Genomic DNA, 26,178 nt, shown 5'->3' on the forward strand with positions numbered 1-26,178 from the left:
GCTCAGTACACGTCCCGTACGTAGCGCTTGGCCCGGCGCAGATCCGCGAGGTACTCCGCGGCGTCGTCGTCCCCGCGTCCGCGCTGCTCGGCGATGACACCGAGCAGCGCCGTCTCCACGTCCTTCGCCATGCGGGAGGCGTCGCCGCACACGTAGAGGTGCGCGCCCTCCTCCAGCCACGCGTACAGCTCGCGCGACCGCTCCCGCATCCGTGTCTGCACATAGATCTTCTCGGCCTGGTCCCGCGAGAACGCGAGGTCCAACTCGGTGAGCACACCGCGCTGTCGGAGCTCGGTCAGCTCGTCCTCGTAGACGAAGTCGGTCTCACGGTGCTGGTCCCCGAAGAAGAGCCAGTTGCGCCCGGAGGCGCCGCGCGCGGCCCGCTCGTGGAGGAAGCCGCGGAAGGGGGCGATGCCCGTGCCGGGGCCGATCATGACCATCGGGGCGTCGTCGTCGGCCGGGACGCTGAAGGAGGCGTTCGGCTGGAGGTAGATGCCCACGGTCGAGTCCGCGCCGACCCGATCGGCCAGGTACGTCGATGCCACGCCCTGGTACCTGTCGTAGCGCACGGACGCCACGGTGAGGTGGACGCTGCCCGGGTGGGCGAGCGGGCTCGACGAGATCGAGTACTGGCGGGCCTGCAACGGCCGCAGGAACGGCAGGAGTTCGGCGAGCGAGGGTGCCTTGGACCCGGCGTCCCGGAGCAGGTCGAGCAGGTCCCGGCCCCAGAGCCAGGAGTCGAGGTCGCCGCGGTCACCGTGCGCGACGACCGCGGCCAGCTCACTGGCGGGCGCCCGCTCCACGAGGTCGGCGATCAACTCCTTGGAGGGGATGCGGATCTCGCGTTCGGTACGCAGGAGTTCGGCGGTCTCCTGGTCGTCGCTCGCGCCCAGGTGCGCCAGCAACTCCCCGACCAGCGCCGGGTCGTTGAGCGGTACGACGGCCAGCGCGTCGCCCGCCTCGTAGGTGATGCCGCTGTCGCCGAGGTCGAACTCGTAGTGGCGGATCTCCTTCGCGCTGTGCGGGGCGGACAGGAGCCGGTTGGTGGCGAGCCGGGACGGGTAGGGGGTGCGCTTGTTCCACTGGGAGCGGGGCTTCTTCGGTGCCTCCGCGGCGCCGCCCGTGCCCTTGGCGCCGGTCTCGGCGGCGACCAGGTCGAGCACCGCCGTCGTCCACTGCGCCGCGGGCTCCTCGAAGTCCACGTCGCAGTCGACGCGTTCGTGCAGCCGGGTCGCCCCGAGCTGCTCCAGACGGGTGTCGATGAGCTTCGCGGCCTGGCAGAAGTCGTCGTAGCCGCGGTCGCCGAGCCCGAGGACCGAGTAGCGCACGCCTTCGAGGCGCGGGACCGTGTCGGACTGGAGCGCCTCCCAGAACAGCCCGGCGTTGTCGGGCATCTCGCCCTCGCCGTACGTCGAGGTGACGACGATGACGTGGGACATCGCGGCGAGCGCCTCGGGGGTGACGTCGTCGAGGGCGGCCGCCCTTCCGCCGAGGCCGCGGGCACGGGCGCCGGCGACGATGTCGTCGGCCACGAGTTCGGCGTTGCCGGTCTGGGTGCCGATCAGCACGTCGATGGTGGCCGCGGGCGCGTCGGCGCCGGCGCTGTCCCGGCGTCCGGCGGCGGCGATGCCGGCGATGAACCCGGCGAGCCAGGACTCCTGCTGGGCGGAGAAGGGCGCGTCGGCCGGGATGAGGGATCCGGTCGGGGGCATGACGGTCATGCGGTCACCGCCTCGGTCGGGGCCTGCGGGGCGCGGCGGGAGGCGATGTCCTCCAGCGCGGCGTTCGCGAGCAGTTCGTCGAACCGGGCGGCGCGGACGCGACCGGCGTTCTTGGTGGTCTGGTGGACGATCCAGCCGTAGGTGCCGGGGGCGTCCACGCTGAGGTTGTTGCGCTGCTTGAGCGCGCGCTTGTAGTCGTCGAGGCGCTTGATCGCGATGAGGGTGGCGAGTTCGCCGTCGTCGAAGCGGTCCAGGGTGCCGCGCAGGTACTTCACCACGCGCTGCTTGACGAAGAAGTCCTCGGTGAGCACGAGGTTGCGCACGGCCTCCGCGATGCGCGGGTCCTCCGGTCCGCTCGCGCCCGGCACCCGCTGGAGGGCGAGGTCCTGCGCGACGCCGAGCACCGTGTACGAGGACAGCAGCGAGAACATGTCGTCGCTGCCCTGGTCGCCGAAGGCCGGGGCGCGGCCGCCGAGCACGGTGCGGCGGTCGCGGTAGTCGACCTTGAACGCGCGGAGCTTGTCCGTCGCGATGGAGGTCGCCAGCTCGTCCAGGAGCTGGGAGCGGGTCGCCGCGGCGAGGATCTCCGTGGAGTCCTGGTAGAGCAGCAGCGCGCGGGGCATCCCGCAGTACATGTGCTGCCGCTCGGTGTCCCAGTCGTGCAGGAGCCGGGCCGCCAGCTCGGAGCCGGTGGCCTCGACGTGCCAGGCCAGCAGCAGTCGTACGGCCTCCTCGTGGAAGGCGCCGCGCGCGGTGTCGGTCACCGGGAACACCAGCAGCGAGTCGGCGCTGACCCGTCCGGCCAGCTCGCCCGAGGGGTCGTACTGGTACAGGAACCCGCCGCTCATGCCGTTGCCGAGGCCCTTGCCGAAGCCGCCGAGGTTGAGCACGGTGCCGCCGGTCATGTACTCGCAGCCGAAGTCCCCGACGCCCTCGACGACCGCGGTCGCGCCGGAGTTGCGCACGGCGAACCGGTCACCGGCCTCGCCCTGCACGAACGTCCGCCCGCCGGTCGCGCCGAACAGCGCGAAGTTGCCGATCAGCACGTTGCCGCCGCGTTCGGCGCTGCCGCCGCCGGGGGCGCGCACGATGATCCGGCCGCCGCTCTGGCTCTTGCCGACGCCGTCGTTGGCGGTGCCGGTGTGTTCGAGGGTGATGCCGTCGTTGCAGAAGACGCCGTAGGACTGTCCGGCGGAACCGGTGGTGCGGATGCGGACCGCGTCGTCGACGAGACGGCGGCGGCCGCGGTCGTCGCTGGTGACGGCGGGTACGTCGGCGGCGTCCTCATGGTTGAGCAGCCGCTCGATGTCGATGCTCAGCTGTCCGCCCACCGACTTGTCGCTGTTGCCGAGGCGGATGCCCTCGACGAGCAGGGACGGCTCGCGCCGCTCCAGGAGCGCCGCCCGGACGCGCTCGATGAGGGCGTCGTCGGTGGTGAAGTCCTTCTCCAGGTACTCCGGGTCCTCGACGATCTTCTCCGGCACGCTCGCCAGCAGCCGGCGCACGTCGAGGCGGCCGACGCTCGCGGGGTGGTCCAGCAGCTGGAGCAGGTCCGTGCGGCCGCGGGCCTCGCGCAGGGAGCGCAGACCGAGGCGGGCGAGGATCTGCCGTACGTCATGGGCGATGTTGAGCAGGTACTGGGCGAGCGCGCGCGGGTCGCCCTCGAAGACCTCGGGGTTGGTGGTGAGGCCGGCGGGGCACTTCACGTTGCAGTTCTTCGCCATGACGCAGCCGAGCATCATCAGCGCGGTCGTACCGAACTCGAAGCTGTCGGCGCCGAGCAGCGCCGAGGTGACGACGTCGCCGCCGGTCTGGTGCGCGCCGGAGCAGCGCAGGACGACCTTCTGCCGCAGCCCGTTGGCGACGAGCGCCTGGTGGACCTCGGCGACGCCGATCTCCGCCGAACGGCCCGCGTACTTGAGGCTGGTGACGGCGGCGGCGCCCGTGCCGCCGGTGTTCCCGGCGACGTTGATGACGTCCGCGCCGGCCTTGGCGACGCCGACCGCGATGGTGCCGATGCCCTCCGAGGACACCAGCTTGACGATGACCCGGACCCGGGCGGCCTTGCAGTCGTGGATGAGCTGCGCGAGGTCCTCGATGGAGTACGTGTCGTGGTGCGGGGGCGGGGAGATGAGCTCGATGCCCGGGGTGCCGCCGCGCGCGGCCGCGATGTCGACGGTGACCTTCGGCGCGGGCAGCTGACCGCCCTCGCCGGGCTTGGCGCCCTGCCCGATCTTGATCTCCAGCTCCTCCAGCATCGGGTCGGCGAGATAGCCCGCCCAGATGCCGAACCGGCCGGACGCGAACTGCTTGATCCGGGAGCCGCGGATGGTGCCGTACCGGGTGTGGTGCTCGCCGCCCTCACCGCTGTTCGACATGCCGCCGACCATGTTGGTGCCGTGCGCGACGGCCTCGTGGGCGGTGGCCACGAGCGCGCCGTGGCTCATGGCGCCGGAGGCGAGGGAGCGGGTGATCTCGTGGGCGGGCTGGACGTCGTCGAGGGGGACGCTGTCGGGGGCGTTGGCGAGGAGTCGGGCGACGGGGCCGGTGACCTCGATGCCGTCGGCGGTCACCGCGAGGATCTGCTCGCCCAGGTGCGCGAGGCCCTCGGCGAGGGCGGTGTGGCGCTCCAGGTCCGGTGCGGCGAGGCGCAGCCGGAAGGTGCCCTCGTCGGTGCGGGACACGACGACGCCCCGGACGGTCACGCTCGCGTTGCCGTCCGTCGAGAACCGGCCCAGCTCCCGGGCGAAGTCCTCGGCCGTACGCAGTCCGGTGACGTCGGCGGGCAGGGCGAGCACGTCCCGCAGCGCGGCCGGCCGGCGCGACCGCTCCTCGTGCGTGGTCCGCAGGAAGGCGCGGTATCCGGGGGTGATCCGGAACGCGTCGATCTCGGCGTCACTGAGCGCGTCGTACCCGGTGTTGCGGTACGCGGCGTCGGTGATGCCGAACGCGTCGTCGAGCTGGCCGAGCGTGAGCAGCCGCAGCGCGTCGGAGTCCTCGGGCTTCCCGAACTCCGGCCGCTCCTCGACCATGTCGCCGAAGCCGCGCACGGCCGTGACACCGAAGGAGTGCCCGGCGCCGTCCGACCGCTCCTTGAACAGCCCGAGCAGCGGGATCTGCTGCTCGCTCTCGACCGTACGGGCGCGCTCGTGCCAGTCCGTGGCGGCCTGCGCGATCCGGGCGAACCCGACGCCGCCGACCGGGGCGTCCATGTGCGGGAAGGTCCGGGCGAAGACGTCGTCGCGGGTGTCGAGGTAGTTCGGCTCGAAGAACTCGCCGCCGATGTAGCTCTCGGCGGTGCACAGGCCGACCCGGCCCATGGTCTTGGCGAGGGACTTCTCGGCCGCCTTGCGGAACTTCGCCAACGCCCGGTCGGTCTCGGTCACCTCACCCGCGGGGGCGGGTGCGCTCGGGAACTTCTCCTCGGCGCGCAGCCGTGCGCTGAGGCTGTAGACGGCGGAGGCGCCGAAGCCGAGCGCGGTCGCCACGTGGTGCGAGGAGGCCAGCTGGCCGCTCTCGGCGACGAGCGAGGCCCGCAGCCGCAGCCCGGTCTCGATGAGCCGCTGGTTGACGGCGGCGACGGCGAGGATCACGGGCAGCGGGGCGCGCGTGGAGGAGACGGCCCGGTCGGTGAGGACGGCGATGCCGCCCCCTTGCGAGGCGAACCGCTCGACGTCGTCGCAGAGCCGCTGGAGCGCGCTCCGCAGGGCGTCGGCGTTGGCGGTCTCGTCCCCGGCGACCGGGTCGTAAAGCATGTCGAAGCGCTCCAGCGGCACGATCCGCTGGTCGCGCAGCCGGACCATGTCGAGGTGCCCGAGCACGGGCGAGGACACGACGAGCTGGCGGCCGCTGTCGTGAAGGGTCCCGTCCGGCTTCGGACCGAGCGCGACCCGCATGCTCATGCCGTCGGCCTCGCGGATGCTGTCCAGCGGCGGGTTGGTCACCTGGGCGAAGCGCTGCGAGAAGTACTTCGCCATGCCGCCCTCGGTGTCGCTGAGCGCGTTGATGGCGTTGCCGTAGCCCATCGCCGAGATCCGCTCCGACCCGTCGGCGAGCATCGGGTCGAGCATGAACCGGAAGCTCTCCTGGTTCAGCGAGTACGCCACGTACCGGCCGGCGAGGGTCAGGTCGCCGTCGTAGCCGAGCGTGGTGGTGCCGCGGTAGTAGTCGGGGGCGGGCAGGTCGTCGAGGTTCACCCGGGCGGAGGTGAGCAGTTCGCTGTACGGCCGGCGCGCGGCGAGGGCGTCCAGGACCTCGCGGGTGCGCATCCGGCGTCCGGTGCGGTGGTCGACGACGAGCATGCCGCCGGCCTCGATCCGGCCCCGGTGCACGACCTCGTCGTCGGGGAAGGCGACCTGGCCGGCCTCCGAGGCCACCATCAGGTACTCGGCGGTCTCGACGGTACGCAGGGGGCGCAGCCCGAGCCGGTCGAGGCGGGCGCCGACGGCGTCGCCGTCGCTGAAGATGAGGGCCGCGGGGCCGTCGTTCTTCTCCTCGTACAGGGAGAAGTACTCGAGCATGTCCCGGGTGGCCGCGGGCAGCGTCCGGTCGTTCTCCCAGGCGGGCGGCATGAGGGACACGACGGCCTCGACGAGGTCCAGGCCGTCGTCGAAGACCCGGCTCTGGAGGGTCTGGTCGAGCCGGCTGGAGTCGGACTGCCCCGGCGGGCGCACGATGCTCCGGGTCCGGGCCCGTGCGAGGGCCTCGTCGCTGAGCCGGTTCTTGCGGTCGGTGTTGAGCTCGCCGTTGTGCGCCATGAGCCGGAACGGCTGGGCCATGGTCGGGTGCGGCTCGGTGTTGGTGGAGAACCGGGTGTGGAAGTAGAGCGAGCGGACCGAGTGCCGGGGGTCGCACAGGTCGCGGAAGTACCCGACGATCTCACCGGAGTTGAGCCGGCCCTTGAGCACCTGGGTCCGCGCGCTGAGGGAGAGCGGGTACAGCCCGGCGTACGTGTCGCTGTCGGCGTAGGCGACGGCCTCGACGGCGAGCAGGGCGCGGTTGGCGGCCGAGTCGACCTCGGCGCGCTCCCAGTCGCCGGGCGCGCGGAACACCCACTGCACGATGGGCAGTTGGTACTGCTCGGCGGCGGGGCAGGCGACGGTGTGGTCGACGGGTACGTCGCGGACGAGGAGGACGTCGAAGCCCTGCTCGGCGATGCTGCGGCCCACGAGCTCGGCCGCCGCGGCACGGCGTGCGTCGTCGAGCGGCACGAAGCAGTTGGCGACGCCGAAGTGCCCGGCGCGCAGTTCCTCGCCGGTGATCGCGCCGAAGAACTCCACGGAGAGGTCGACGTTCACCCCCGCGCCGTCCCCGACGCCCTCGGCGGACTTGCCGCCGCGGTGCGGGATGGCGCGGAGCGCTTCGTCGCCCTTGCGGATGACGTCATGGCTCGGGGTCCCGTCGAGCCGGGTGATGAAGCCGACGCCGCAGTCGCTGTGGTCGAGGGCAGGGTCGTACAGACCGAAGGTGCTGTGAGTCACGTGGGGGTCCTGGGTGCGGCGAGTTCCGGCATCGGACGGCCAGGCTGCGTCGGTGAAGCGCTCGCCGTGGGCGGGGCCGGTGATCCGGCCAGGGCCCTGAGTGGTGCGGTTGTGAACGGTAAGGCTTACCTAACTTCTGTGCAAGTGTGCATCCTGCACATATGTCGGGGCCTCGTCCATCGATCGTATGCGAAACCCGCCCGAACCCGCTGAGGCGTCCGCAGGCTGGTCCTCGACCTCCCTCGGAGCCGACCCCGCCCTGGTCGTCGCGTGCGCCCGGCGTGAGTCCTCGGGCGCCGTCCGCGCGCCCCCCGGAGCCGCTTGCCAGCCCCTTTACAGGGGCACTACTGTCACCACGCCTTGGTGAACGGGAAATCCGGTGTGATGCCGGTGCGGCCCTCGCCACTGTGATCGGGAAGTCCGGCTCCGGCCCTCACGGGCAGCCACTGGGTCCTTGTGACCCGGGAAGGCGGAGTACGGGCGGTGAAACCCGTGAGCCAGGAGACCGGCCAAGGCGCGTCAACCATCCACGAGGTGCTGGAGAGGGTCTGTTGAGCCATGCACATAGCCGAGGGTTTTCTGCCCCCCGCGCACGCGGTCGCCTGGGGCGTCGCGTCCGCGCCGTTCGTCGTCCACGGAGTACGGTCGCTCACCCGTGAGGTCAGGGAGCACCCCGAGAGCACACTGCTGCTCGGCGCCTCCGGTGCCTTCACCTTCGTCCTGTCCGCGCTGAAACTGCCCTCGGTGACGGGCAGTTGCTCGCACCCCACCGGCACCGGACTGGGCGCCATCCTGTTCCGCCCGCCGATCATGGCCGTCCTGGGCACCATCACCCTGCTCTTCCAGGCGCTGCTGCTCGCCCACGGCGGCCTGACGACACTGGGCGCCAACGTCTTCTCGATGGCGATCGTCGGACCCTGGGCCGGCTACGCCGTCTACCGGCTGCTGCGGCGCTACGACGTGCCGCTCATGGTCGCGGTGTTCTTCGGCGCGTTCGTCGCCGACCTGTCCACCTACTGCGTCACCAGCGTGCAGCTGGCGCTCGCCTTCCCGGACCCGAGCAGCGGATTCCTGGGCGCGCTCGGCAAGTTCGGCTCCATCTTCGCCGTCACCCAGATCCCGCTCGCGGTGAGCGAGGGTCTCCTCACGGTGTTCGTCATGCGGCTGCTGGTGCAGTCCAGCAAGGGCGAGCTGACGCGGCTCGGAGTGCTGCTGACCGGTACGAAGAAGACCGAGACCGAGGCGGTGGCCCGATGAGCCGTAACGCGAAGATCAACGCCCTGCTGCTGTTCGTCGTCGCGGCGCTCGCCGTGCTGCCGCTGGCCCTCGGGCTCGGCGACCACAAGGAGGAGCCCTTCACGGGGGCCGACGCCGAGGCCGAGACCGCGATCACCGAGATCGAGCCGGACTACGAGCCCTGGTTCTCCCCCCTGTACGAGCCGCCGTCCGGCGAGATCGAGTCGGCCCTGTTCGCCCTCCAGGCGGCCCTCGGCGCGGGCGTCCTCGCCTACTACTTCGGCCTGCACCGGGGGCGCCGCCAGGGTGAGGAGCGGGCCCTGGCCCGGCTGGACGCCCGGGCCGCCCAGGACGCGCCCGCCGCCGACCGGGCCTGACCCGCGTGCTGCCGATCGACGCGGCGGCGCACAGCAGCCGCTGGCGCCACCGCCATCCCGTGGACAAGGCCGTGCTCGGACTGGGACTCACCGTCCTGGCGATCTCCCTGCCGCCCTGGCCCGGCGCGGCGCTGGTCCTGGTGACGGCACTCGTCGTCCTGCTCGGCCCCGCGGGCGTGCCCGGCCGCCGGCTGTGGCGTGCCTACCGGGTGCCGCTGGGCTTCTGCGTCACCGGTGCGCTCACCCTGCTCGTCCAGGTCGGCGGGCCGGACGGGTTCGTGGCACTGGCGGACGGTGGCGCGGTGCGCGCCGGGGAACTGCTGCTGCGTACGTCGGCCGCCTCCCTCGGGGTGCTGCTGTTCGCCTTCACCACGCCCATGTCCGACCTGCTGCCGCGCCTGGTGAAGGCCGGCGTGCCCGCACCCGTCGTGGACGTCGCGCTGGTGACGTACCGCATGAGCTTCCTGCTCCTGGACTCCGTACGCCGCATCCGCGAGGCCCAGGCCGCGCGGCTCGGGCACACCAGCCGGTCCGCGGAGTGGCGTTCGCTGGCCGGGCTCGGCGCGACCGCGTTCGTACGGGCCTTCAGCCGGGCGGCGCGGCTCCAGGACGGGCTCGCCGGGCGCGGGTACGACGGGACGCTGCGCGTTCTGGTGCCCGAGGCCCGTGTCTCCGCGCGCTTCACGGCCGCCAGTGTCGCGCTGCTCGTGACCCTGGCCGCCCTCACCCTCGTACTGGAAAGGCCGCTGTCATGAGCGACTCCGCTCTGGTCGCCCTGCGGGGCGCCTCCTTCGCGTACGAGGACGGGCCGACCGTGCTCGACGGCCTCGACTTCGCGATCCGCGAGGGGCGCGCGCTCGCGCTGCTGGGCCGCAACGGCAGCGGCAAGACCACGCTGATGCGGCTGCTCAGCGGCGGACTGCGGCCGCGCACGGGCGAGTTGAGCGTGGAGGGCCGGTCCGTCCGCCACGACCGCAAGGGCCTGACGCGGCTGCGGACGACCGTCCAGCTGGTGGTCCAGGACCCGGACGATCAGCTGTTCGCCGCGTCCGTGGCCCAGGACGTGTCCTTCGGGCCGCTGAATCTGGGGCTGCCCGACCCGGAGGTACGGGCCCGGGTCGACGAGGCGCTCGCCGCCCTGGACATCACGGCCCTGGCCGACCGGCCCACCCATCTCCTGTCGTACGGCCAGCGCAAGCGGACCGCGATCGCCGGTGCCGTAGCCATGCGGCCCCGTGTCCTGATCCTGGACGAACCGACCGCGGGGCTCGACCCCGACGGCCAGGAGCGGCTCCTCGCCACCCTCGACGAGCTGCGCGCCTCCGGCACCACGGTGGTGATGGCCACCCACGACGTCGACCTCGCCCTGCGCTGGGCCGACGACGCGGCCCTCCTCACCCCCTCCGGCGCCCACACCGGCCCCGCCCCCTCGATGCTGGCCCGCACGGAACTGCTGCGGCAGGCGGGGCTGCGGCTCCCCTGGGGTATCGCGGCCGCCCGACTGCTCCGGGACCAAGGGCTGCTGGCCGACGACGCCCAGGGACCGCGCACTCCGGACGAACTGGCCGCGGTGGTGCGTGACGCCGCGTCCCGGTGAGGGCGCGGCAACGGCGGTGCGGCGCGGAGGGTCGGTGGCCGCATCGGCCGTTGCGCCGGGCCCTGCTCTGTCGAAGGGATTCCGCCGACTGAGCAGGGCCCGGCAGGCGCCCTACGCTCCCCGGGATCCGGCGGACCGCGTCCGCACGACGGCGAACGCGGCCGCCGCCAGCCCGAGCACGCCCACGATCAACCCGGCCGCGCCGAGCCCGCGCGCGGTCGAGTCGCTGCTGTCCGCGGCGGTCTCCTTGGATGTCGCCGGAGCGGCAGCGGTGGCGCCGGTGTCCTCCTTGGCGGTGAGCCTCACGACCGGCGCCGGGTTCTCCGGCTCCTCGTCACCCGGCGCGGCCTCCTCGATCCAGCGGACGGTCTTGCCGTCGGAGTAGGTCTGGAGGGCCTTGAAGGCCAACTGGCCGGTGTCGTCGGGCAGCTGTCCGAAGGCGACGTCGAAGTCCTCGTACTGACCGGCTTCGATCTTCCCGCCGGTCCAGGTGATCTCGGAGACGGCGTCGGTGATGGTGCCGTCGTCCGTCGTGACCGGCGTCTTGAGCTTGGTGTCGGTGACCTTCGCGCTCCAGCCGTCCCGCGGCGCGACGAGCACGCCGAGGAGTGGGTGGTCGGTGGGCAGGAAGATCTGCACCTTGGTGGTGGAGGCGGTGTCCTCCTCGTCGGGGACACGGAAGGTCAGGGTGCCGTCGGTGGCGCCCTTGGCGTAGCTCTCCGGGTGGACGGTGACATGCGCGAAGGCGGCACCGGCGGCGGTGAGGACTCCGACCGCGGCAAGCGCGGTGACGGCGCCGGCGCGGCGCAGGGTGGTGGACATGGCTGAGTGGCTCTCCGTACTGCAAAAGGGATGTCGGGGTTCAGACGGCGTACGACATCCCGGCGGGCGGCCCGCGCCGGCGAACGGCGTAGCGCAGCCACACCTGTCGCGGCGACCACGCCCGGTCGCCAACCCGACGTGACGGTTCCAGGCCGCTCGGCACGCCCCGGAAGCCGCGGGCCGCCCGCCACCAGGCGACGAGCCCCGGCACGAAGGCGACCGCCCATCGCAGCAGCGACCACAACGCGGCCTCACCGCGCCGCAGCCACCAGGTCAGCAGGAGAGCCGCCCCGACATGGGCGGCGGTGGCGTGGGGCACCGCCGCATGGGTGTGCGGAGCCATGCGCATGCCCTGCGTGACCATCCCGGCATGCGCCCGGGCGGCACCGAACGCCACGTGCAGCCCGCCCTGGGCGGCCAGCGTCCCGCCCCCGATACCCACCAGCGACCGCTCACGCCCGCCCAGCAGCAGGCCGGCCACGAAGACCGCCAGTCCCCCGGCGCCCTGCACCGACACCGGCGGCGCCACCCCCACGGCCAGCACATGTCCCCCGGTGGCCAGCAGCACACACAACACGGCGAACACCGCCGCGCGCAGGCTCCGCACTCCCGGGGACGCACTCATGCCACCCGATGCTGCCATGCGACCGAAGCCTCTCCCCCACCGCCCGTACCCGCGCGCTACCGCGCCGCCGCCTCGGGTTCGTCCGTCGCGGACGGGTGGACGTAGCGGTCCTCGTCGAACGGGGTGAACCACGAGCCGAACGCGACGGGCGCCCCGCCGAGCCCGACCCCCACGGCGGACTCGTCGATCCCGTCCATCGCGCCGTCGTAGAGCCACTCGTGGTCCATGTCCTCGTACACGTTCCCGGCGAACGCGTCGAGAGCGGCCGACACCTCGTCATCGAGGAGCCCGTGCAGCTCCAGGGTCACGATGGCCTGGCTCAGCAGGAACCGCAGGGCGAGTTCCTCGGCGACACAGCTGAGCCGCTCGAAGCTCCCGTCGGTGAAGCGGGTGGTCATCGCGATCACCGTCACCAGGAAGCGACGGGCGAAGCGGGCGTCGTACTGGAGCGCGTACCGGTCGGGCAGCCGCTCCAAGTGCCACAGGGGGCCCTCGCATTCCGCGACGGTGGCGTCCTCCTGCGTCAGGACCTGCACGTCCTCGAACAACTCGTCGACCAGGATGTCGATCGCGTGGACCAGCGCGCCGGCGGCGAGTGCGGCGCTCGCCGGCGGTACGGCGAACTCGGCTTCGCCGTATGCCTTTCCGTCGCCCTCCTCACCGGGTGCACCGAACACGGCCGGTGGGAAAGAACGCAGTTCGGCCGCCACCCCCAGCATCCGGCTCCGCACCGCGGCGGATTTCGCCTCGCCGTCGTACCCCTCCTCGGCGCCTTCCGGCGGGGCGCTCTCGGCGTGCCGCGCCTTGCGGGTGGCGGGATCGTCGGGCGGGGCATCAGGACCCTCGGCCGCGTCGAGGCTCTTCCTCGCCAGGTCCTGGTGCAGCTCCACCTCGCATCGCTCGATCGTCCAGTCCGCCAGCAGTTCGGACCGCTCCAGCAGTTCGTCCACGAGCGCCCGCACCGAGTCCTCGGCGAACTCGAGTGCCGGAGCGTCCACGATCACCTTCAGAAGTGCCCCACCGGGGTGGACGGCCACGATGGTGTCCAGCAGTTCGACTGCCACGCCGTCGGGCCCTTCGATCGCCCGGACGGAATCGAACCCGTCCTCGACGAGCGCCACGGCTCCGGCGCGCTGCAGCGGGTCCATCTCCGGAGTGCCCTCCGGGATGCAGGTGTCCACGGTCACTACGTACGTCACAGGACCGAGCCTTACAGGAAAGAACCGTTCGCGCGACGGATTGGACCTGTCGGCGAAGCGAACTCGGTCCGTGTGTCCGGCGAGGACCGCGACGCACCGCCCGTCACACCAGACGCCGGATCTCTCCGCGCACCCGGTAGAAGCCGCCCGAGGAGGAGTGCAGCGCGTCCACGACATAGCGTGCGCCGGGCTGGCGTATCGCACGCGGGAACTGGACGTTCCAACTCGGCTCGTAGCCCTCGGAGACCACGTGCACCCGCACGCGGCCGCCCTGCTCGACGCACTCCACGACGACTCCGCTCCCCGCCGCGGGCACGGCGCTGACCGTGGCGACGGAGGCGGCGGTGGTCAGCGGGGCGTACGTCGGCAGGGCTGCCGCCAGTTTGACGTCCGCGGCGACCGGGACGGTGCCCGACTGGGCGGCGTTGATCGCGGCCTCGCTCGCGTCGATGCAGGCGAGCGAGCCGTCCGTGGAGACGATGTACAGCCTCTCGTCGTGGTACTGCATGGAGAGCGCCGAGCCGCCGCCCGTGCCGAGCTTCCACAGCCGGGTGCCGTCGGCGGTGAAGCAGTAGACGGAGGATGAGGAGTCGCCCGCGAAGACGTACCGCCCGCCGGGGGACGTGGCACACGAGTACACCGCGGCGTCGCACTGGTAGGTGGCCTCGACCCACCCGGAGGACTTCGCGAGCCGCTGCACGACCCGCCGCCCCGTCCCGGCGTAGACCGCGTCCTCCTCCTGCCAGCCGAAGAGCACATTGCCGCTGGTCGCGGTGTGCCAGAGCTGGCTGGTGCCGTCCGCCGCGTAGGCCGTCACACCGCCGCTGTGCCCGTGGTACACGGCGTGGTCGTCGGCGCGCACCATCCACCCTTGCTGGCCCGAGGAGTTGCGCGACCACTGGAGCTCGTCCTCGTGGTCGATGACCGTCAGACCGCCGTTGCGGTCCGAGACGTTCAGCACGCCCGCGTGGATGTCCAGCCAGAAGATGTCCACCTCGGCGGCGATCTCGTAGGCGGCGAACGGCACCTTCGCCGAGAGGTCGTACACCTGGCCGTCGTCGCAGCCCGCGTAGATCCAGAAGTCGTCCGCCACCAGGCACTTGACCCCGTCGGGCAGGGTGTAGTGAGCCAGCACCTCGCCGTCGTGGCTCAGGTTGTACACATGGCCCTGCTGGTTGCCGACCCAGCAGCGGTCCTCGTCCACATGGATGCCGAACGCCGACGCGCCCGTACGGAACCGCCACAGCACCGGGGCGGTCGCCCGCGCCGTGGACGGAGCGGAGGTCACCTGACGGCGGGTCACAGGCCGTGCGGCGCGCTGCCCCTGCACCGCCGGCGCGTACCCCTTCCGCACCTTCTCGGCGATCTTCTTCGCCGCCGCCGCGTTCGCCTTCTCCACCGTCGGGAACGCGGAGGTCTGCCGCTGCCCGTCCACACCGATCCGCCCGTACCGCACGGAGACGGTGGTCCCCTCGACGGTCACCTCATAGAACTTGTGGGCACCGCCGCTCTCCTGAGACAGCTCCAGATACGTCGTGCTCCCCGACTGTCGCCCCTGCCCAGCGGACACAGCACACCCCTCCCCAAGACCCCGGTCGACCGCCGCGGCCGATCCCCAGTGATTCCAAACTAGTGGTCACCACTGACAACGCCGCCCGCGACGGGATCCGGGGGTCGGGGTGCTTCAGGACCGCGGTTCAGCGCCCCTTGGCGGCAGGCTCCAGAATCGCCACGCGCTCCATGTGACGCGTCATCGGAAACACGTCGCTACGTGCCAGATCGGGAGAACACACAGGTCCCTGAAGCGCCGAGGCCAACCCGGATAGTTGGGCGTCACCGGTCTCGCCCAGCTCGGCCCAGGCCGTCTTGCCGTGCCGGGCATGGCACGGGCCCGGCCCAGATGAGGGGCGGTGCCGGCACCGTCGGACACCTCTCACAGGAGGGTGCGGTCGTGGATGAGGCGCAGGCGGATGGGGAGTCTGCCGTAGCGGATGGCATGGGTGACCGGTTCGCCGACCACGAGTTCGGCGGTGAAGCCGAGGTCCTCCAGTCCCCAGGCCGGTCAGCTGCCGGGTGACACGCGATCGTGCCCTGGCGACGGTTGCGGGGTCGGCGTCCAGGTCCCAGTCGGCGATCTGGTCGTCCCCGAGGCTACGGGTGCGAGCCAGTAGCAGGGCGGCGTCATCGTGGGGCCGGTCAGCGGGCAGCACGTGCCCCGCGCGAGCCAGCGAGCAGCGCAGGTGCCGCACCGATCCCGGTCAGCCGACGGGACCGGCCGCAGCGAGGTCGAGCGCAACGTCCGTGATCATGTCCTCCTGGCCGCCGACCATCTCGCGCCGGCCGACTTCGACGAGGATCGCCCGGGTGTCGAGGCCGTGGCGGCGAGCGGCGGCCTCAGCGTGTCGGAGGAAGCTGGAGTACACGCCGGCGTAGCCGAGGGTGAGCGTCTCGCGGTCCACCCGCACCTCGCGGTCCTGCAGGGGGCGTACGAGGTCGTCGGCGGCGTCCATCAGGGGGAACAGGTCGCAGCCGTGCTGCCATCCCATCAGGTCGGCGACCGCGACGAACGCCTCCAGCGGGCAGTTGCCGGCCCCTGCGCCCTGACCGGCGAGGGAGGCGTCGACGCGGGTCACACCGTTCTCGACGGCGACGACGGAGTTGGCGACGCCCAGGCCGAGGTTGTGGTGGGCGTGGATCCCGAGCCCGGTGGCCGGGTCGAGGACGTCGCGGTAGGCGCGGACGCGGTCGCGGACGCCGTCCATGGTGAGCCGGCCGCCGGAGTCGGTGACGTAGACGCAGTGGGCGCCGTAGGACTCCATCAGCTTGGCCTGGCGGGCCAGTTCGGCTGGTTCGGCCATGTGGGACATCATCAGGAAGCCCGCGACGTCCATGCCCAGCTCGCGGGCGGCGTGGATGTGCTGGGCGGAGATGTCGGCCTCGGTGCAGTGGGTGGCGACGCGGACCGAACGGATGCCGAGCGCGTGGGCCTGCCGCAGGTCGTGCAGGGTGCCGATGCCGGGCAGCAGCAGTGTGGTGGGCACCGCGTGCTGGACGCTGTCGCAGACGGCCTCGATCCACTCCCAGTCGGTGTGGGCGCCGACGCCGTAGGTGATGCTGGAGCCGGACAGGCCGTCGCCGTGGGCGATCTCGATCGCGGCGACCCCGGCGGCGTCCAGGGCGGCGGCGATGGTGCGGGCCTGGTCGACGGTGTAGCGGTGGCGTACGGCGTGCATGCCGTCCCGCAGGGTCACGTCCTGCACGTACAGGGCAGGCGGCTGGTGCGCGGTCATCGGGAGACCACCTCCGTGGTGCGGTGTGCGGCCATGCGTTCGGCGGTGCGCAGGGCGGCCGAGGTCATGATGTCGAGGTTGCCGGCGTAGGCGGGCAGGTAGTGGGCGGCGCCCTCGACCTCCAGGAAGACCGAGACCTTCGCGGCGCCGGCGGGCCGCGCGGCGGCGGGGAGCAGCGAGCGCAGGGGGTCGTCGTCGGCAACTCGCTCGAACTGGACCTTCTGCTTGAGGCGGTAGCCAGGCACGTATGCCTGGACCCGGGAGACCATGTCCTCCACCGAGGCGGTCACCGCGGCGTCGTCGCACTCGCTGACCAGGCAGTACACGGTGTCGCGCATGATCAGCGGGGGTTCGGCGGGGTTCAGGACGATGATCGCCTTGCCCCGGGCGGCGCCGCCCACCTTCTCGATGGCCGCGGAGGTGGTCTCGGTGAACTCGTCGATGTTGGCCCGGGTGCCGGGTCCGGCCGAGCGCGAGGAGATCGAGGCGACGATCTCGCCGTAGTGGACGGGTGTCACGGCTGCCACGGCGGCCACGATCGGGATGGTCGCCTGACCGCCGCAGGTGACCATGTTGACGTTCGGTGCGTCGAGGTGGGCGTCGCCGTTGACGGGCGGGACGACGTACGGGCCGAGCGCGGCGGGCGTCAGATCCACGACCGTGCGCCCCAGCGAGCCCAGCACCTCGTCGTGGCGGCGGTGGGCGCCGGCGGAGGTGGCGTCGAAGACGATCTCCACATCCGCGAACGCGTCCAGCTTCACCAGGCCGTCCACGCCCTCGTGGGTGGTGGCGACCTTCAGACGGCGGGCGCGGGTCAGGCCGTCCGACTCCGGGTCGATCCCGGCCAGCGCGGCGATCTCCAGGGAGTCGGAGAGCCGGAGAATCTTGATCATCAGGTCGGTGCCGATGTTGCCCGATCCGATGACGGCGACCTTGGTGGTCATGCTCCGGCTCCTTCCATGAGGGCGAACGCGGTCGTGACGGTGCCGAGTCCTTCGATGTGCGCGGTGAACTCGTCGCCCTCGGCGGCGACGGCCATCGGGCCGAGCGCCCCGGTCAGGACGACGTCGCCGGCCCGCAGCGGGTCGCCCAGGCCTGCGAGGGTGGCGGCGAGCCAGAGGGCGGCGGTGAGCGGGCTGCCCAGGCAGTCGGCGCCGGTGCCCTGCGAGACGGTCTCGCCGTTCTTCGTCAGGGTCATCCGTACGGCACGCAGGTCGACCCGGTCCAGGGGCACGGGGGTGCCGCCGAGGACGTACAGGCCGCAGGAGGCGTTGTCGGCGACGGTGTCGACGATGGTGATGTCCCAGTCGGCGATCCGGCTGTCCACGATCTCCAGCGCGGGCAGCGCGAACGCCGTGGCCCTCAGCCGGTCGGCGACGGTCGGGTCGCGGTGCGGCAGGTCCGCGCCCAGCACCAGGGCGACCTCCGCCTCGACCTTCGGCTGGAGCAGCCGTCCGGGGGCGATCGGCGCTCCCTCGGGCACCGCCATGTCGGCGAACAGGGCACCGAAGTCCGGCTGACCGACGCCCAGTTGCCGCTGCACGGCGGGCGAGGTCAGGCCGATCTTGCGGCCCACGAGCCGTCGGCCGGCGGTGACACCGCGTTCCACGTGCAGGCGCTGCACCGCGTAGGCGGCGTCGAGATCCGCCTCGGGCAGGAGCGAGCGCACCGGGGCGCACGGGACGCCGGTGCGGGCGGCCTCCTCCAGGACGTCCGCCGCCTTGGTCACGGCGTCGGCGGATGCGTGGGCGCTCACGGTCGCCCCCGAAGCGGACTGGTACGGCGGTGCGGAGCGGACATGCGGGTTACCTCCGGGGCGGGAAGACGTGGGGCTGTCGGAGAGGCGGCGGTGGCCGTCCGTCGATCCACGACAGGTATAGGTGTGCGGATCGAGCAGGGGCAAAATATGTTCCATGACACGGAACAGCGCGCTGGGGAACATGCTCGACAAGGCGGCTGCCGTCCTCGACTGCTACCGCCCGGACGGGGGCGCGTTCCGTCTCACGGAAATCACCGCCCGTACCGGGCTGGCCAAGACGACGGCGTTCCGCCTCTGCGCCGATCTGGTTCGCCTCGGACTGCTCGAACGCGAAGGCGAGACCTATCGGCTCGGCGGCAGGCTCTTCGAGCTGGGCTCGCTGGTGCCGCGCCGGCTCGACCTGCGGGAGGCGGCACTGCCGTTCCTCCAGGACCTCTTCGAGGCCACCCACGAGACCGTGCACCTCGGCGTTCGGGAGGGACACGAGGTGGTCTACATCGAGCGGATCCACGGCCACCAGACCCTTTCGCTGCCTTCCCGCATCGGCGGCCGACTCCCCCTGAGCTGCACCGGTGTGGGCAAGGCGCTGCTGGCCTTCTCCGGCTCCGAGCTGGTGGACGAGGTGCTGGCCGCGCCTCTGCCCCGTCTCACCCCCCACTCGGTCACCGACGCGGCGCGGCTGCGCACCGCCATCGAGCAGATCCAGGTGTCCGGCCTCGCCTACGAGGAGCAGGAAGCCGCCCTCGGCGTCAGCTGCATCGCTTCGCCGGTCTTCGACGGACCGACGGCGGTGGGCGCTCTGTCGGTCGCCGTGCCGCGCGCCCGGTTCCACCCCGCCCAGCTCGCGCCCGCCGTGCGCACGGCCGCCCTGGGCCTGTCCCGTGTGCTGCGTGCGGGGGCAACTCGCCGCGCGGCGCTTCTTCCTGAGACGTCGCCGGGCGGCCTGCACGGCCCGGCGGATTGGCCCTGCACGGACCAGGCGCACCCCCTCACCGGCGCCCCAGGCGATGAAGTCGGTGCGGGAACTGGCCGGTACCGAGCACATCCTCTTCGCCACCGACTGGCCCTTCACCAGTGCCCTGTTCCCGGCGTCCGGTGACCCCGCACCGCAGCTGGACGAGACGTTCGCACGTGCTGAGCGGCTGGCTGTCGAACGGTCCAACGCCCTGGCTCAGTTCCCCGCGCTGGCCGCGAGGATCGGGGCCGGTCCGGCCTGAGCCCGGCACGACGACGGCTCACTCCATCGGACACCCGTCCCGGCTCCCTCGGCACGCCTCGAACAGTCCGTGAGCGCCGCCCAGTGGGCGTGCAGCAGCATGGCGGTGAAGACCACCGCCACATTGACGATCTGGACAAGGCTCGTTTCCCCCGTGAGCGCCAACGCGTTCTGCATCGACGTCAGCGACCGGTCCTATCCGCTCGGCGAGTGGATCGGCGTGGAGGTCAGCAGCAGAACGGTCAGCTGCAGAGCGCCCAGCACAGCGCCCAGGGGCATACCTCTCGCCGGGCTGTCGGCGAACAGCTCACCGGCCGTGCTGGAAAACAGGGCGGCGGCGTGGGCTGCCCCCGACCGGGCTGTGGGACGAGTGCCCGCCGAAGGCCCGGTGCGGCGGATGCCCTGCCGGGAAGACGGGCGAGTACGGTCACCCCGCCGTTGGTGGTGAGGTGACCGTTTCCGGATCAGTCGTCTGCGATACCCGCGCCGCTGAGCGCGGGCACGGTGTTCTCGGAGCGGGCCAGGGAGCGGGCGCCGACGCGGAACTGGTTGAGCTTGTCCACGATGGTCTGACCGACGGGGAGATGCCCCCAGACGCTGATGCCCTGGTGGGTGGTGGGTTCCCAGGTCGTCTCGTCGACGACGATCGGGTTCCAGCCGACTTCCCATTCGAAGCCCGAGGGGGTGCGGGCGTAGTACGAGAGTTCACGATCGTTGGTGTGCTGGCCGACGGACAGGGCCATGTCGAAGCCGAGTTCGTGCACGCGCTGGTAGCTCTGGGCAACGTCGTCGAGGCTCGCGGCCTGGATGTTGAGGTGCTGCACGCGGGTGGGGATCGGGTCGATGGGCAGGCCGCGGGTGGTGGCGACGGCGACGGAGTGGTGGCGTTCGTTGACGCGCAGGAAGCGGATCTTGAGTTTGACGCCGCTGATGGTCTCGTCGATGTAGTCGGTCAGGCGGGCGTCGAAGACGGTGTCGAAGTAGCCGCGGATCTGCGTGGGCTTAGTCGAGGTCAGCGCGATGTGTCCCATGCCCGAGTCCCCGGTCACGAACCCGGAGGCGAGCATGCGCAGCGGCTCGGACGACGTCACTGGGGTGGTGTAGATCTCCTGGGTGATGCCCTTGGGGCCGGGGAAGCGCAGCAGGCGTTCCACACCGCGCAGCGCGGCCTCCTCGTCCGTACCGACGAGGAGGGGGACGCCATGGGCGCGGATGCGGGCCTCGATCTGTTCGAAGGCGGTGTGGTCGTCGATGTGCCAGCCGGTGGCGACAACGTCCTCGGCGGGGCCGCGCCGAAGCAGGAACCGGCACTCCTGGTCGTCCAGGCGAAAGCGCATCAGGTCGTGGGAGAGTGCGTCGTGGTGCATGCCGATGGCGTCCGTGCCGAACCGGCGCCAGTCGGTGAAGCGGTTGGTCTCGATGACGATGTAGCCGAGGTGGACGGCTCCGAAGACGGAGGCGCCGGTGGTCGCTTCGGTGCTCATCGTCGGCCTGCCAGGAAGCCGGCGCACAGCCTGTTGAACAGCTCGGCGCGCTCGAACTGGACCCAGTGTCCGGTGTTGGCGACCGTGTACAGGTCGCAGTTGGGCATCCGCTCGGCCAGCATCCGGCCACCGGACGGCCGGTTGACCTTGTCCTGCGCTCCCCACAGCACCAGCGTGGGCACGGGCAGCCGGGACAGACGGGGGTCGCGGGTGAAGTCCATCTTCCACACGGTCCGCAGGGCGCCCGGTCCCGAAGGCCGTCGAAGGGGCGGCGCGGCGATCACCTCGGGGTCGATGCTGGCCCGGTAGCGCTCGTCGATCGCGGAGTCCGGGACGTCGGCGGCGTTGAAGACCAGATGGTTCCGGATGAACTTCTCCAGTTTCGCCCGCGAAGGCCCGTCACCGTTGTAGTAGTTCAGCAGGCTGTTGAGGCCGGGAGTGGGCAGGGCACGGGTGGTGCCGATGCCGCCGGGGCCCATGAGGACCATGCGCTCGACCCGGTCGGGGGTGTCCAGGGCCAGGCGCAGGGCGCAGGCACCGCCGTAGGAGTTGCCGACCAAGTGGGCCTTCTCCAAGCCGAGTTCGTCGAGCAGTCCACGGATGCCGTCAGCCAGGAATCCGAACGGGTCGGTGCCGTCGACGCCCTTGGTGCTGCGCCCGTAGCCGGGCAGGTCGGGCACGATGACCCGGTACTCCTTGGCCAACTCCGCGATGTTGCGGGCGTAGTTGGAGACGCCGGAGGCTCCTGGGCCGCCACCGTGCAGCAGCAGGACGGGCGGGCCGTCTCCGGTCTGAGCGGCGAAGATCTTCCGCCCGCCGATGTCGTACGTCGTCTCCTGCATCGTCGGCAGGCCGGTCGGGGTGATCGTCATGATGCCGGTGTCCTCACTGGGCGGCGGACGCGGTCGGGCGGGGAGGTCATGGAGGGGGTGAAACCGAGGGGCGGGGGCGGGAGTGGGGCGCCGGCGGAAGCCGCGGCGTAGACGTAGGCATCGGGGCGCAGGGCGAGCGTGGTGGCGCCGTGCTTGGTCATCCAGGGCAGCAGGACGTCGTCGCTGTCGACGAGGGTGCCCTCGGCCGGCCGGGAGCCGACGGGTGTGACGATCAGGGAAGGGACGCCGGGCAGGTCCCAGGCGGGCTGGGGCGAGGCCGTGCGGGCGTGCACGAGGTGCCATCGGCCGCCGAGTGCGTCGTCGAGGCGGACGCGGGTGCCGTCGGGGCCGGTGACCCAGGGCTGGGGGACCTGGTGGCCGGTCGCCCTGGTGCGCGGGCGGGCTTGCAGTCCGGCGTCGTACCGTGCGACGGGGATCCAGTTCGAGTCCTGCATCCAGTCGCCGAAGCCCGGTATGCGGTCCAGGGCCCGCAGGGCGCCGTTGCGGACGCGCGCGACCGGCAGGCGGCGTTCGGTGATGATCCGGCCGACGAACACCGCCCGCTTGGTGACTTCCTTGACGTGCGGTTTGCGCTCGGCCTCGTAGCTGTCGAGCACGGTCTCGGGCAGTTCGCCGCGCAGGACGGCGTCGAGTTTCCAGCAGAGGTTGGCCACGTCGCGCACGCCGGCGGCCATGCCCTGGCCGATCCACGGGGGCATGGCGTGGGCGGCGTCGCCGGCGAGGAAGACCCGGCCCGTGCGGAAGCGGCCGGCGAAGCGGACGTGGTGGCTGTAGACGGTGGCGCGCAGGACCTCGACGCTGTCGCGGGAGATGCCGTACCGGGCCACCAGCCGGTACACGGCCTCCTCGGTGATGAGCTGCTTCTCGTCGTCGCCGGGCAGGATGGGGAACTCCCACCGGTGGTGGCCGAGCGGGGTCGGACAGTCCACGGCGGGACGGGCCGGGTCGCAGTGGAAGCGCAGCTTGTCGTGGTCCGGCCAGGGCTTGAGCATCTTCGTGTCGATGACCACCCAGCGGTCCTCGTACGTCCTGCCCTCGTAGCCGATGTTGAGCTGGGCGCGGGTGAGGCTGGAGCCGCCGTCGGCCGCGATCACGTAGGAGGCGCGCAGCCGGTGGACGGAGTCGTCGGCCGTACCGACCACGGTCAGTTCCACCCCGTCGGCGTCCTGGCGCAGACGTAGGCACTCGTGGCGCAGCAGCACCCGCACCTGGGGGTACCGGTCGACGCCGTCGCGCAGGACCTGCTCCAGAGCGGGCTGGTAGATGAACAGCTGCGGCGGATGGCCGTGGCCGCGCGGGGTGGGGCGGGCGCTGAGGAACGGGCGGCCGTTCGCGTCGACGAAGTCGACGGGCCGTTCGGTCAGCATGTCCTGCTTGAGCCGCTCGGCCAGGCCGATCCGCTGCCAGATGCGGAGGACCTCCTCGTCGGTGGAGATGGCTCTGGCGCGGCTGAAGATCTCCGCATCGCTCTCCAGAACGACGACGCGCAGGCCCATGGCGCCCAGCAGGTTCGCGGCGGTCACGCCCGTGGGGCCGTAACCGATCACCGCCACGTCGTAGTCACTGTTCTCGGTCTCTGTCCCGGCCCTGAACTCACACCAGGCCACCTCACTGTCGTCCTTAGTGCACGGCTCACACTGCACGGCCCTTGCTGTAACGCTCATTCCAATTGGAACGGCTGCTACGGTAGGCTCGTCGTCAGAGACGGTCAAGAGCCTGCGCGAACCGCACAGAGGAGGGGCACCTGCCATGACGAGACCGCAGACGACCCGCAAGAAGCGCGCGAACGGGGTGGAGTCGCGGCAGCGCATCCTCGACGCCACCGTGGAGATCGCGGGCGAGCGGGGATACGAGGGCACGTCGATCGCGGCGGTCAGCGCCAAGTGCGGACTGCCCGCCAGCTCGATCTACTGGCACTTCAAGGACAAGGACGACCTGATCGCCGCGGTCATCGAACGCAGCTTCGACACCTGGCTGGCCGCGGTCGTGCTTCCGGGCGAGGAGACGGGCACCCCGCTGGAGCGGATCACCGTCATGGCGGGCAACGTGGCGAAGTCACTGGTCGACGCCCCCGACTTCCTCCGTCTGGGTCTGATGCTCGCGCTGGAACGACGTCCCACCGAGCCCCGCGGCCGGACGGTGTTCCTCCAGGTCCGCGCCATCGCGCACGCGAAGATCGCCGAGGTGACCGAAACACTCTTCCCCGGCCTCGACGAGGAGGCCGTCCGCACGCTGGCGACCTACGCCGTCGCGTGCGCCGACGGACTGTTCGTCCACCGGGAGATCAACGGCGACGCCGTCGACCTCGTGGCGCTGTTCGAACTGCACGCCCAGCTGGTCTACGACGCGGCGACGCGCATGGCGGCAAGGAGCAAGGCATGACCCCGCCCGGCCGGCGGCGCGAGGAAGCCGCCCGGCTGCTGCGCGAGGCCGAACGCCATGCGACACCGATCGAACCGCTCTCCACGACGCTGCCCGGCCTCGGTCTCGCCGACGCCTACGCCGTCCAGCAGGACAACATCGCCCGCCGACTGGCCACCGGGGCGACGGTGATCGGCCACAAGGTGGGCCTGACCTCCGCCCCGATGCAGCAACTGCTCGGCGTGCACGAGCCGGACTTCGGGCACCTGCTCGACGACATGGTCCACCGCGACGGCGCAGCCGTACGCGCCACCCGCTACTGCGCCCCGCGCGTCGAACCCGAGATCTGCTTCCGCCTCGCCCGGCCGCTGCACGGCCCCGGGGTGACCACCGAGGACGTACTGGCAGCCACCGAGGCGGTCGCTCCCGCACTGGAGATCGTCGACAGCCGTATCCGCGACTGGCGGATCACCCTGGTCGACACCGTCGCGGACAACGCCAGCTCCGCGGGGCTGGTCTGCGGCTCCTGGACACCGATGGAATATGCGCCCGACCTCGCGGCGGTCACCGTGGACCTGCACGTCAACCGTGACTACGCGGCCTCCGGCAGCGGCAAGGAGGTCCTGGGCCACCCGGCGACCGCGGTCGCCTGGCTCGCCAACACCCTTGCCGCCTTCGGCGTCGGACTGGACCCCGGACACGTGATCCTGCCCGGCGCCATGACCACCGCTCCCTTCGTCGGCGCCGGACAGAAGGCGGAGGCCCGTTTCGGAGCCCTCGGCTCGGTCTCGGTGTCCTTCGTCTGACCGACCGTCCCGCCCGCCGACCCGCCACAGACATCGCAGGCCAGGTTCCCGATCCGCCTCCCCAGTCCCGACCGCGATCCTCTCTCCCGGTCTTCCGAACGGCCCTCGATCACCGCCACGCCGGACTCCTTGGGTCCCCCCGGGCGCCGACACCCATAGCCTGCTCGTCGCACGGTCGGCAGTGCGTGGTCGGCGGCCGGAATGACACAACTCCCCGCCGTACCACGCAGACCCGCATGAAAGGCCCCGTGCATGTCCCCTTCGGCACAACGCATCGACGTCCACCAGCACGTGGTGCCCGACTTCTACCGGGCGGAGCTCGCCAAGGCCGGTATCGCCGACGCCGGCGGCCGGGCCCTGCCCGACTGGACCCCCGAGTCGGCACTGGAACTGATGGACCTGCTGGGCACCACCACCTCGATCGTCTCCGTCTCCACGCCCGGCACCGGCTTCCTCACCGACCCCGGCGAGGCCGCCGACCTGGCCCGACGCCTCAACGACCACTCCGCCGCCCTGACCGCCGACCACCCCGGCCGCTTCGGCTTCTTCGCCACCCTGCCCATGCCCGACACAGACGTCTCCGCCGCCGAGGCCACGCGGGCCCTGGACGCCCTGCGCGCCGACGGCGTCACCCTGCTCGCCAACAACCGGGGCACCTACCTCGGCGCCGACGGCCAGGACAGGCTGTGGCGCACCCTGAACGACCGCGGTGCGGTGGTCTTCGTGCACCCGGCGGAGCTGCCCGCACCGCCCGTCGACGGCATTCCCGCCTTCGCCGCCGACTTCCTCCTGGACACCACCCGCGCCGCCTACCTCCTGGTCCGCAACGGCATCCCGCGCCGCTACCCGGACATCCGGTTCGTCCTCAGCCACGCCGGCGGCTTCGTCCCCTACTCCTCGCACCGCATGGCCGTCACCATCGCAGGCGACACCTCGCGCAGCCCGCTCGACGTGCTGGACGACTTCCGCTCCTTCTACTTCGACACCGCGCTGTCCTCCAGCCCCGCCGCCCTGCCGACCCTGCTCGCCTTCGCCCGGCCCGGACACGTCCTCTTCGGCAGCGACTGGCCCTTCGCCCCCACTCCCGCCGGCCAGTACTTCGCCAACGGTCTCGACAGCACTGTCGACTCGGGCACGCTCAAGGCCATCAACCGCACCAACGCCGAGGCGCTGTTTCCCCGGCTGGCCGCCACTCCCCCAACGCAGTCGCCAGCCCTTCCGGCACCGGTGCGCCTGCGCCAGGCGGCCCAGCGCACCGCCGCGCGTCTTGTCTTCAAGCTCGTCCAGCCCGGCACCGACTAAGACAGGTCCC

20 protein-coding genes, 1 pseudogene and 1 riboswitch are annotated in these 26,178 nt (G+C 71.8%); of the genes and pseudogenes, 8 read left to right on the forward strand and 13 right to left on the reverse strand.

The window, feature by feature from the left end:
- Positions 1 to 2: 2 nt before the first annotated feature.
- Together ACFY0U_RS08120 and ACFY0U_RS08125 are read right to left on the reverse strand one after the other, a co-directional pair.
- Complete coding sequence (locus tag ACFY0U_RS08120) at positions 3 to 1,721, reverse strand: sulfite reductase flavoprotein subunit alpha (protein WP_388631952.1); 1,719 nt, start codon at positions 1,719 to 1,721, stop codon at positions 3 to 5.
- Positions 1,718 to 7,201, reverse strand: a complete 5,484-nt coding sequence (locus tag ACFY0U_RS08125) for a glutamate synthase-related protein (RefSeq protein WP_388631954.1) — start codon at positions 7,199 to 7,201, stop codon at positions 1,718 to 1,720. The genes ACFY0U_RS08120 and ACFY0U_RS08125 overlap by 4 nt, the downstream gene beginning before the upstream one ends.
- A 344-nt stretch (positions 7,202 to 7,545) precedes the next feature.
- Positions 7,546 to 7,730, forward strand: a riboswitch (cobalamin riboswitch).
- A gap of 29 nt (positions 7,731 to 7,759) precedes the next feature.
- Between ACFY0U_RS08125 and ACFY0U_RS08130 the strand changes: the two genes are divergently transcribed.
- The 4 genes from ACFY0U_RS08130 to ACFY0U_RS08145 are packed head-to-tail and all read left to right on the forward strand — an operon-like array spanning position 7,760 to position 10,411.
- Positions 7,760 to 8,458 (forward strand): energy-coupling factor ABC transporter permease, encoded by a 699-nt coding sequence (locus tag ACFY0U_RS08130; RefSeq protein WP_388631957.1) that lies wholly within the window; start codon positions 7,760 to 7,762, stop codon positions 8,456 to 8,458.
- On the forward strand, positions 8,455 to 8,814 hold the full coding sequence (locus tag ACFY0U_RS08135; protein ID WP_388631960.1) for an energy-coupling factor ABC transporter substrate-binding protein: 360 nt from the start codon (positions 8,455 to 8,457) through the stop codon (positions 8,812 to 8,814). Before ACFY0U_RS08130 ends, ACFY0U_RS08135 begins: the two co-directional genes overlap by 4 nt.
- 5 nt (positions 8,815 to 8,819) lie before the next feature.
- Positions 8,820 to 9,569, forward strand: coding sequence for a cobalt ECF transporter T component CbiQ (cbiQ, locus tag ACFY0U_RS08140; RefSeq protein WP_388631962.1), 750 nt, complete (start codon positions 8,820 to 8,822; stop codon positions 9,567 to 9,569).
- Positions 9,566 to 10,411, forward strand: coding sequence for an energy-coupling factor ABC transporter ATP-binding protein (locus ACFY0U_RS08145; protein ID WP_388631965.1), 846 nt, complete (start codon positions 9,566 to 9,568; stop codon positions 10,409 to 10,411). Before cbiQ ends, ACFY0U_RS08145 begins: the two co-directional genes overlap by 4 nt.
- A 111-nt stretch (positions 10,412 to 10,522) precedes the next feature.
- Here the strand turns inward: ACFY0U_RS08145 and ACFY0U_RS08150 are convergent, their stop codons facing one another.
- From ACFY0U_RS08150 to ACFY0U_RS08180, 7 genes are all read right to left on the reverse strand, one after another.
- Entirely contained in the window at positions 10,523 to 11,233 is a 711-nt protein-coding gene (locus ACFY0U_RS08150; RefSeq protein ID WP_388631966.1) for a YcnI family protein, read from the reverse strand.
- Positions 11,234 to 11,273: 40 nt separating this feature from the next.
- Complete coding sequence (locus ACFY0U_RS08155) at positions 11,274 to 11,858, reverse strand: hypothetical protein (protein WP_388631969.1); 585 nt, start codon at positions 11,856 to 11,858, stop codon at positions 11,274 to 11,276.
- Positions 11,859 to 11,914: 56 nt separating this feature from the next.
- On the reverse strand, positions 11,915 to 13,057 hold the full coding sequence (locus ACFY0U_RS08160) for a hypothetical protein (RefSeq protein WP_388631972.1): 1,143 nt from the start codon (positions 13,055 to 13,057) through the stop codon (positions 11,915 to 11,917).
- Between the two features lie 103 nt (positions 13,058 to 13,160).
- Positions 13,161 to 14,627, reverse strand: a complete 1,467-nt coding sequence (locus ACFY0U_RS08165; RefSeq protein WP_388631975.1) for a WGR domain-containing protein — start codon at positions 14,625 to 14,627, stop codon at positions 13,161 to 13,163.
- 688 nt (positions 14,628 to 15,315) lie between these two features.
- Entirely contained in the window at positions 15,316 to 16,347 is a 1,032-nt protein-coding gene (gene dmpG, locus ACFY0U_RS08170) for a 4-hydroxy-2-oxovalerate aldolase (protein WP_388631978.1), read from the reverse strand.
- The gene (locus ACFY0U_RS08175) at positions 16,344 to 17,291 is read right to left on the reverse strand and encodes an acetaldehyde dehydrogenase (acetylating) (RefSeq protein ID WP_388631981.1); all 948 of its coding nucleotides are present in this window, start codon (positions 17,289 to 17,291) and stop codon (positions 16,344 to 16,346) included. Before ACFY0U_RS08175 ends, dmpG begins: the two co-directional genes overlap by 4 nt.
- On the reverse strand, positions 17,288 to 18,103 hold the full coding sequence (locus ACFY0U_RS08180; RefSeq protein WP_388631984.1) for a 2-keto-4-pentenoate hydratase: 816 nt from the start codon (positions 18,101 to 18,103) through the stop codon (positions 17,288 to 17,290). Before ACFY0U_RS08180 ends, ACFY0U_RS08175 begins: the two co-directional genes overlap by 4 nt.
- A gap of 184 nt (positions 18,104 to 18,287) precedes the next feature.
- On the opposite strand from ACFY0U_RS08180, the pseudogene ACFY0U_RS08185 reads away from it, so the two are divergent.
- Positions 18,288 to 19,007: pseudogene (locus ACFY0U_RS08185) on the forward strand (IclR family transcriptional regulator); the annotation flags it as partial.
- Between the two features lie 270 nt (positions 19,008 to 19,277).
- Here the strand turns inward: ACFY0U_RS08185 and ACFY0U_RS08190 are convergent.
- The 4 genes from ACFY0U_RS08190 to ACFY0U_RS08205 all read right to left on the reverse strand — a co-directional run bounded on the left by ACFY0U_RS08190 (position 19,278) and on the right by ACFY0U_RS08205 (position 23,306).
- Positions 19,278 to 19,499 carry a hypothetical protein gene (locus ACFY0U_RS08190; RefSeq protein WP_388631986.1) on the reverse strand — a complete coding sequence of 74 codons (222 nt, stop codon included), beginning with the start codon at positions 19,497 to 19,499 and terminating at the stop codon, positions 19,278 to 19,280.
- Positions 19,500 to 19,786: 287 nt separating this feature from the next.
- A complete protein-coding gene (locus ACFY0U_RS08195; RefSeq protein WP_388631988.1) occupies positions 19,787 to 20,806 on the reverse strand; it encodes a VOC family protein in 1,020 nt (339 codons plus the stop codon).
- Positions 20,803 to 21,678: an alpha/beta fold hydrolase gene (locus ACFY0U_RS08200; RefSeq protein WP_388631991.1), complete on the reverse strand. Its 876-nt coding sequence runs from the start codon at positions 21,676 to 21,678 to the stop codon at positions 20,803 to 20,805. The genes ACFY0U_RS08195 and ACFY0U_RS08200 overlap by 4 nt, the downstream gene beginning before the upstream one ends.
- Entirely contained in the window at positions 21,675 to 23,306 is a 1,632-nt protein-coding gene (locus tag ACFY0U_RS08205) for a bifunctional 3-(3-hydroxy-phenyl)propionate/3-hydroxycinnamic acid hydroxylase (protein ID WP_388631994.1), read from the reverse strand. Before ACFY0U_RS08205 ends, ACFY0U_RS08200 begins: the two co-directional genes overlap by 4 nt.
- A 142-nt stretch (positions 23,307 to 23,448) precedes the next feature.
- On the opposite strand from ACFY0U_RS08205, the gene ACFY0U_RS08210 reads away from it, so the two are divergent.
- From ACFY0U_RS08210 to ACFY0U_RS08220, 3 genes are all read left to right on the forward strand, one after another.
- Positions 23,449 to 24,081 carry a TetR/AcrR family transcriptional regulator gene (locus ACFY0U_RS08210; RefSeq protein WP_388631997.1) on the forward strand — a complete coding sequence of 211 codons (633 nt, stop codon included), beginning with the start codon at positions 23,449 to 23,451 and terminating at the stop codon, positions 24,079 to 24,081.
- Positions 24,078 to 24,866, forward strand: a complete 789-nt coding sequence (locus ACFY0U_RS08215; RefSeq protein ID WP_388632000.1) for a 2-keto-4-pentenoate hydratase — start codon at positions 24,078 to 24,080, stop codon at positions 24,864 to 24,866. The genes ACFY0U_RS08210 and ACFY0U_RS08215 overlap by 4 nt, the downstream gene beginning before the upstream one ends.
- Before the next feature lie 252 nt (positions 24,867 to 25,118).
- Entirely contained in the window at positions 25,119 to 26,168 is a 1,050-nt protein-coding gene (locus tag ACFY0U_RS08220) for an amidohydrolase family protein (RefSeq protein WP_388632003.1), read from the forward strand.
- The last annotated feature ends 10 nt before the right edge of the window (positions 26,169 to 26,178 follow it).

It is taken from the genome of Streptomyces sp. NPDC001536, from assembly GCF_042894505.1.
Lineage (GTDB): Bacteria > Actinomycetota > Actinomycetes > Streptomycetales > Streptomycetaceae > Streptomyces.